Origin of the sequence: Aphanizomenon sp. UHCC 0183 (genome assembly GCF_009712065.1) — a bacterium.
Classification (GTDB): domain Bacteria; phylum Cyanobacteriota; class Cyanobacteriia; order Cyanobacteriales; family Nostocaceae; genus Dolichospermum; species Dolichospermum heterosporum.
Window position 1 is genome coordinate 18,859 of sequence record NZ_VILC01000028.1, and the last position, 7,448, is coordinate 26,306.

At 39.4% G+C, this 7,448-nt stretch carries 7 protein-coding genes and 1 pseudogene; 5 read left to right on the forward strand and 3 right to left on the reverse strand.

Features of this window, described 5'->3' with window-relative positions; translation table 11 throughout:
* Positions 1-47: 47 nt before the first annotated feature.
* Entirely contained in the window at positions 48-1,280 is a 1,233-nt protein-coding gene (locus FJR37_RS12065; RefSeq protein WP_168466125.1) for an ATP-grasp domain-containing protein, read from the reverse strand.
* Between the two features lie 310 nt (positions 1,281-1,590).
* On the opposite strand from FJR37_RS12065, the gene FJR37_RS12070 reads away from it, so the two are divergent.
* From FJR37_RS12070 to FJR37_RS26435, 4 genes and pseudogenes are all read left to right on the forward strand, one after another.
* Positions 1,591-3,513: a hypothetical protein gene (locus FJR37_RS12070; RefSeq protein WP_168466126.1), complete on the forward strand. Its 1,923-nt coding sequence runs from the start codon at positions 1,591-1,593 to the stop codon at positions 3,511-3,513.
* 307 nt (positions 3,514-3,820) lie between these two features.
* Positions 3,821-4,228 carry a GFA family protein gene (locus tag FJR37_RS12075; RefSeq protein WP_168466127.1) on the forward strand — a complete coding sequence of 136 codons (408 nt, stop codon included), beginning with the start codon at positions 3,821-3,823 and terminating at the stop codon, positions 4,226-4,228.
* A gap of 212 nt (positions 4,229-4,440) precedes the next feature.
* Entirely contained in the window at positions 4,441-4,842 is a 402-nt protein-coding gene (locus FJR37_RS12080; RefSeq protein WP_254434569.1) for a CAAD domain-containing protein, read from the forward strand.
* A gap of 634 nt (positions 4,843-5,476) precedes the next feature.
* Positions 5,477-5,824, forward strand: a pseudogene (locus FJR37_RS26435) (hypothetical protein).
* On the opposite strand, the gene FJR37_RS27720 reads toward FJR37_RS26435, so the two are convergent.
* Both FJR37_RS27720 and FJR37_RS27725 read right to left on the reverse strand, forming a co-directional pair.
* Complete coding sequence (locus tag FJR37_RS27720) at positions 5,821-5,946, reverse strand: hypothetical protein (protein WP_371416118.1); 126 nt, start codon at positions 5,944-5,946, stop codon at positions 5,821-5,823. The pseudogene FJR37_RS26435 and the gene FJR37_RS27720 sit on opposite strands and share 4 nt — an antisense overlap.
* A 45-nt stretch (positions 5,947-5,991) precedes the next feature.
* Entirely contained in the window at positions 5,992-6,234 is a 243-nt protein-coding gene (locus FJR37_RS27725) for a Uma2 family endonuclease (RefSeq protein WP_371416119.1), read from the reverse strand.
* 220 nt (positions 6,235-6,454) lie between these two features.
* Here FJR37_RS27725 and hemC point away from each other — a divergent pair, with 220 nt between their 5' ends.
* Complete coding sequence (hemC, locus tag FJR37_RS12095; protein WP_168466128.1) at positions 6,455-7,423, forward strand: hydroxymethylbilane synthase; 969 nt, start codon at positions 6,455-6,457, stop codon at positions 7,421-7,423.
* The last annotated feature ends 25 nt before the right edge of the window (positions 7,424-7,448 follow it).

A 7,448-nucleotide genomic window follows, 5' to 3' on the forward strand; every position in this document is an offset into this window, starting at 1 on the left:
TTGGTAATTGGTAATTGGTACAAATATCCCCTTTTGCCTTTTGCTTCTTACCTTTTTTTTACCCCTGGAGTCTTTGCTAAAAGAACTGCTTCCTTGACTGCTGCATCTAAATTTTCTACAACTATTAGTAATTGATCGGAGGTTTTCCGTGCGGCTAACTCTTCTCTGACATGATTGAATTCCGAACCAGCTAAACGGAGGATTAACCAGGGTAAATTCAATGGTTGCTGACTTTTATTCCCATTGGCGGGTGACACCCCAGATGTGATTTGGCTTCTGTCTGAATGGAGAAATTGGCTAATAATTTCTGGGAGTTGGTCAACTTGCGGAATAGTCCCCAAAAAGTTGACTAAAATAACTTGAGTATTCTGATCATTTACCAAATTTGTCAAACTACTAATCAGGCGATCGCTAAAAGTAGTCTGTGTTGTATCACTCATGAAAGTATGGCGCAAATTGACACATTTACCAGGATGCCCATGAGCATTAACAACCTCATCCAATGTTGTTAAAACAGAACCTTTACCATTGCCTATTATGCAGATTTTACCCTGCATTTCTATCCCATCCCACCTACTCACCAAACCGTTATTTTTTTTATTACCATGAAGAAGACCAACCATTTTGGCAGCCATATCGGCTATTTCAGGATGACGGTTAATAGCCTGTTTATTAACACTGACCTTACCATTAAGAGCCATCACTTGACCCGCAGAATTCACACCCAGGGGATGAATCTCCACCAAGTCCAAATCCTTTTGGACAAATAACTGGTACAGTTTCTCCACAATATCACTCACAGTCTGCATCAACGCCCCCTGTAAGCCCATTTTTAAAGCCAGTCGTCTAGCATAAAATGGAGAAAATTCCTGTTCCACCACAACGTGCTGAATTTTTTCTCCCGCTGTCTCCCAGTCAATATTTGCTTCTGTGCAACCCAATAAAACGGGACGACACAGCGCAGTATCTAAAACTACAGCTAGATAAAATTCTTCCTGGGCATCATATTTTGATTCTGCCAATAAAACTTCTGGCAGTTGCCCCCAAATTGGTAGATTAAATATATTCTGTGCTGTAGCGATCGCATCAATTGTGGTTTCTACAATTCTGACTCCACCTGCCTTTTCCCTTTCCCCCGCTTGCACCTGAGATTTCAGCACAATCGGGTAACGAATTTTTAACCGTTTTAAATCTGTAGGATGGTCTATTCTTTGAGATGGTAAAACAGGAATCCCAATTTTACCAAACCACTCTTTAACTTGGTACTCCAATAAATCCATTGAGACACACCTTGTATTAACAAGTCCAACGCGCTTTCTCTGATGCTATCTGATATTTTACCCAATACCAAAAATTATAGAATTTGGTTTTGCTGAACTGAAAATTTATTTTGACATTGGATTGTCTCATTTATAATCTAGCTGTATAAAAAAATAGAAGTCTAAATCAATACCCCTAGACTGTGTTCTTCGTGACAAATTTAACCTTCTGCTAGAAACTGATTGTATAAGATGTAAAACTAGGATTTGCATCCCATCCCCAATACCTTCGATAATCAAAACTATATAGAAAGAGTGGCGGTAACGCTTTATGAAAGCAACAGTTCAACAAGACGATCTCAAAGTTTTAGGCGATATCTTACAAGAAAGATTAGTTGCCCAAGTGCTTGATAGTAAAAATTTCCAGGTAAAATGCGCTGTCCAAAATGATGAATTGATGATTTTAACTCAACACCCTGCTGAGGTCACAGTTAATACACAGCAAGTTTTTGAGGTGTTAGAACAAGCACTACAATGGCAATTTAGCTACCAAACCCAACGGGTAAGATTTTTCTTGAGAATTTCTGGAGAAAAGCGCCCCTATACTCAACACTTCCTAGATTTTCAGATACCCAGTGAAGATACAGATAGGGAAACTGAATATGGTTTTCAGATACCCAGTGAAGATACAGATAGGGAAACTGAATATGGTTTTCAGATGCCTAGTGGAGATGCAGATAGGGAAACGGTGGAAATAGGACATGAGAGAGACACTCTCTTCCTCAATTCTGATCTGCAAACACCATCACCTCCATTTACAGAAACGGAACAAGAACCCATTGCTGATTCATTTTTCTCTAATTCCGCAGAATCTTTTTCAGACTATTCACTGCCAGACTCAAATTTATCTGCGGATGAATCTCAGACAATGGAGGATATTGAAGAAAATTTTGATCCCTTTGCGAATATTCCCGATCAACCCAAAAAAAGACAGTTATCATTATCACTTCCTCCCTTACCGGTTATAATTGGTACGGCTGTAGTAATTGCTATTCTTTCCGGTGGTGGTATTTTCGTTCTCCATCGTGGTTGTGTAATTTCTGAATGTAAAGAATTGCAAACAGCCCAACAATTTAAAAATGAGTATCAGCAACAGATCAAACGTACCAAATCAGAAAGAGACTTATTAACAGTGCAACAACAACTAGATGGGGTAGTTGCCGATTTGCAAAATATTCCTCAGTGGTCTCCCCGTTATCAAGACTCTCAGCTATTAGTTAATAGTTTTTCTGAACAGTCAACGAAAATCAACCAGGTGCTAAAAGCCTTACAAATGGCATCTTCAGCCCAAAAAGCAACTCAACCCCCTGCTAAGAGTTTAGATGAGTTACGTAATAGACAAAAGTTGTGGAGACAGGCAATCACTTCATTAGAGATAATTAAGCCTAGTAATGAACTCTATGGATTGGTAAAAGCTAATTTACCAAGTTATCAAAATACTTTAAAAAGTGTTAATGATCAGTTGCTCAAAGAAGAAACCTGGGTACAGAAAATAGCCAATGCCACAACTCTCGCAGAAGCCGCTACTCAACGCCAAATCACGGCTAAATCTGCCCCTGAATGGCAAAAGGTAGAATCTGATTTCCAGACAGCAATTAGTACCTTCAAAATTATTCCTATAGGTAGTTTAGGATCTGAGGATGCCCGCAAGCTGTTGGCAGAATACCAACCAAAAATTATTGTAGCCCGCGATCGCGCCAAAAAAGAACAATTAGCAGCCACATCCTATCAACAAGCTATTAAAGCCGCTAGTCAAGCCAAAAGCTATGGTAATCAAAATCAATGGCAAAGTGCGGTTAAGTCTTGGGAACAGGCTGTAGAAAGTGCTAAACAAGTGGGTCAAGATACTTTCTATTTCAATCAAGCCAAACCCCTGATTGAAACCTATGCAGCATCTCTGAAACAGGCACAAGAACAATTCCAAATCTATGGCGATTTAACTCAAACCCGCGTTGAACTCAAAAGCACTTGTACAAATACGATTAGAATTTGTACTTTTAGTATTGAGAATCAGAAAATTAGTGTCCGCTTAACTCCTGAGTATGACCGATTATTTCAAGCCAATAATCCACAAATACAAAGTCACTTCCAAAGCTTGAAAGATGCTCTCAAAGCCATTAGTCAAAATGCCCAACTTCCTGTATTTATCTATAATTCCCAAGGACAGGAAAGGTATATGTGGCAACCAGGGTAGAGAGTGGGGGAGTGGGGGAGTGGGGGGAGTAGGGGAGTAGGGGGAGTAGGGGAGTAGGGGGAGTGGGGGGAGTGGGGGGAGTAGGGGAGTAGGGGGAGTGGGGGAGTCTCTGACTAGGAATGCAGTTGATGAGGCTCTGCCTCTAATATCATTGAAGGCAGAGCCTTCTAGAATTCATTCCCAGTCAGAGACTGGGAACGAGATGAAAATTAGTTCCCTCCCCAAAGCATCGGGGAGGGTTAGGGAGGGGTAAAAAATATTTGATACATCAACCTCACAATTCGCGTTAATCAACTGGAGAAACTTAATGTTAAGTAAAGATCAATCTGTTACTTATGAAGGTGGTTGTCACTGTGGTGCGGTGCGGTTTCGGGTAGTAGTTAATAATCACAAAGTTGATGATTGTAATTGTTCAATTTGTTCCAAAAAAGGATTTTTACATTTGATTGTTGACCAAAACCAGTTTACTTTGCTACAAGGGGAAGATGTTTTAAAAACTTACAAATTTAATACAGGAGTCGCACAACATAAGTTTTGCGGAGTTTGTGGAATTCATTCCTTTTATATTCCCCGTAGTCACCCTGATTGTATTGATGTTAATGTGCGGTGTTTAGATGGAAATGTGCTGAGAAATTTTGAAATTTTACCTTTTGATGGTGCAAATTGGGAGGAAAATATTCATAAATTAAAGGCAGGTGATAGCAATTTTATGTGAAGCTGCACAAAATCATAATCATCCGTATTTATCCGCGTTTATCTGCGTTTATCTGCGGTCAATTATTCTTAACATCTTATTCTAGCCAGCTTCATCTTAATTTAGTATCAAATAAATTTGTTTTTTAATAATTGGAATTTAGCCTCTAACCTGCTATATTTTAATCACGTTAATTCATTTTTCAAAAATGTTGTAATTCCTAAAGGATAACTATGATGGAAACTCAAGCACAGCAACCAGAACAGGGAAATTATTCTCCACCACAAAGTTTACCAAAACTACCTGCGGCGCAGAAATCTGAATCTCAATGGCAGCAAATTATTAGAAAAATTGTTGAATTTTTAAACCGACTGCCAGATGATTTAGGCAGTTTTTTTAACAACAATAAACAGGGTTTAATCACTGTAGCCTTAATTTTATCAGCTTTTGTCACAGTTAAGGTAGCGATCGCATTACTAGATGCTGTTAATGATTTACCGTTGCTACAACCGATTTTAGAGTTGATTGGCTTGTTTTATTCTATCTGGTTTAGTTTGCGTTATCTCCTCAAATATGAGACTCGGCAAGAATTAGCTCAGAAATTTAACGCCTTCAAACAACAATCTCTAGGATAAAGATTTTTGGTATTGCTGAATTGAGGTATGAAAATCAAAAATTCCCTTTCTGAAACTCTTAGAGGTTGTTTGAAAAGTATCAGATGAAACCCATAATCTCCAAAAACCTAACCCCCCTGCCCCCCTTCCCTACCAGGGAATGGGGTTTTCAAAGCCTCTCCCCGCGTCGGGGAGAGGTTTGGAGAGGGGTCAATTTATACATTCAAAACTTTTCAAACACCCTCTTAATCTTTGCGCCTTTGCGTGAGACTAATTCATACTTTCATTCACCAACGCCAGATTTTTTTGGGGATATTAAAATGTAGGTTAGCTATAGACTAGTACCGCAGGACGTAAATAAACCAACCATTCTAAATCCTCCAAAAGCCTATACTGTCTTCATTTTGACTTTGGACTTTTGACTTTTGACTTCCGCCTTGCGGTACTAGCCTATATTTTTATTTTGGATTTGACTATGTAAAATCTATCTATAGATAGATAATTTTTATCAAAATATTTTTGGCAATTATTCCCAAAAACAGTAGGTTTATTTGTTAGAAAATTCTAATCTGGTTTGTGTAATGCTGAAAAAAGGCTGATTGTGTCAGTAACCCAGCCCTAAAGACGCTGAGTTTCCCACTTACCGCGAGGTTTTATGAATCAAAAGATTAGCGCAGATACCTATGATCGGGGCATAATCCCCGCAGAAACAGCAGCACGAATGAAAAGAGAGGGAGCAAGTTATAATTTGAGGAATAATGGTGATTCGATAACTTGTGTGTACACCGTAGCTTTATAAGGGGAAAGGGGGGTAACAATGTGATGAAAATTACGGGATACGACTTTTCAAACATCCTCTTATGAAGTTCCTGGTGATGCGCGGGAGGTAGCAGAACAAGAAAAAGCCGAACGGATACAGGAATTGCGAGAAGTAAATGAAGATAAAACAGGTCTATTAACAGAGGATTTTGATAAGCGAGGTAGAGGACCAGGAATAATCTAATTTACCATTTCTTTGATTTTCTCCCGAAAGGCTATGGCGGCATCTAGAGGATCATCTGCTACTACGTATTGCGCCGAAATTGACAAATCTAAGTTTGGCAATAATTCACTTTTTTTAACCAATTCATAATTTTCACCGCGCAGATGATAAACGGCAAATTGATTGTTTTAAAAAAACCAAACTTCCGTTACACCTAATCTTTTGTAAACTTCTAATTTATCAACTCCCCCACTGGTGACTACAACTTCAATGGCAAAATCAGGAACTTCTTTTTCTATGCCTAGACAGTAGGATTCATCTGGTTCTACTCCTCCTCTTTTCGCTTGTTTACGGAAGGTTGTAGAACCAAGGGGAAAATAGCGAATGCGTTTTTCTTGAAAGTTAAAGTAATATAAATTTCCAGCAAAGATCCAATAATCGTTTTACGAATTTCATTATATTTTAATTTCCATAATTTCCAGATCCCCGACTTCTTTGAGAAGTCGGGGATCTATTTCAAGAATTGTAAATAAATGTAAAGTTACTGGCACAGAAAATCTTCACGGAATTATCCCGATTTAATCTAGTAAGTCACTCCCTGCGGTAGTCTAGATAAATGTTAGTTTATCGCCTGGTTTGACAAATAGTTTTATGACTTCAGTTTCTAGTCCTGCACGCACTATTCGTATTGGTTCACGTAAAAGCCAACTAGCTTTAGTTCAAACATACTGGGTACAAGCGGAACTCCAGAAAAGCTTTCCCGATATTACTTTTGAAGTCCATACCATGTCTACCCAAGGGGACAAAATCCTGGATGTAGCCTTGGCTAAAATTGGCGATAAAGGACTATTTACTAAGGAACTGGAATTGGGCATGATCAATAAAGATATTGATTTTGCTGTGCATTCTCTCAAGGATCTTCCCACCAATCTACCAGAAGGGTTGACACTGGCAGCGATTACAGAACGGGAAAACCCCGCAGACGCGGTGGTGCTGCATGAAAAGCATAAAGGTCTGCAAATCGAGACTTTACCCGCAAATGCGGTAATTGGGACTTCTTCCCTGCGACGTTTGGCACAGTTACGCCATAAGTTCCCTGATTTTACCTTCAAAGATGTGCGGGGAAACTTGATCACACGCATGGCCAAGCTGGATGCTGGTGAGTATGATGCTTTAATTTTAGCAGTAGCTGGTTTAGAAAGATTGGAAATGAGCGATCGCATCCATCAAATTCTTACCCCCGAAATCTCCCTCCATGCTGTTGGACAAGGTGCTTTAGGGATAGAATGCCGTGCCGATGACACTGAGGTAATTGGCTTACTGAAAGCCATTGAACACCCGCAAACACGCGATCGCTGTCTAGCAGAAAGATCATTTCTACGAGTTTTAGAAGGCGGTTGTCAAGTTCCTATTGGTGTAAATACAGAAATTAATGGTGATCAATTAACATTAAAAGGTCTTGTTGCCAGTGTTGATGGTCAACAAATAGTTAAAGATACCGTCACCGGTGCGGCTGCTGATGCTGAAAAATTAGGCGCACAACTAGCTGGCATTCTCAGAGAAAAAGGCGCTACAGAAATCCTAGAAAAAATCTTTACCGAGATTCAACGAGGATCATAAGGTGATAGGTTACAGGTGACAGGTG

Coding starts and splice junctions, on each gene's coding strand:
- FJR37_RS12080 (WP_254434569.1), top strand. CDS start 4,441: ATGATGGAAACTCAAGCACAGCAACCAGAACAGGGAAATTATTCTCCA.
- hemC (WP_168466128.1), top strand. CDS start 6,455: ATGACTTCAGTTTCTAGTCCTGCACGCACTATTCGTATTGGTTCACGT.
- FJR37_RS12065 (WP_168466125.1), bottom strand. CDS start 1,280: ATGGATTTATTGGAGTACCAAGTTAAAGAGTGGTTTGGTAAAATTGGG.
- FJR37_RS12075 (WP_168466127.1), top strand. CDS start 3,821: ATGTTAAGTAAAGATCAATCTGTTACTTATGAAGGTGGTTGTCACTGT.
- FJR37_RS12070 (WP_168466126.1), top strand. CDS start 1,591: ATGAAAGCAACAGTTCAACAAGACGATCTCAAAGTTTTAGGCGATATC.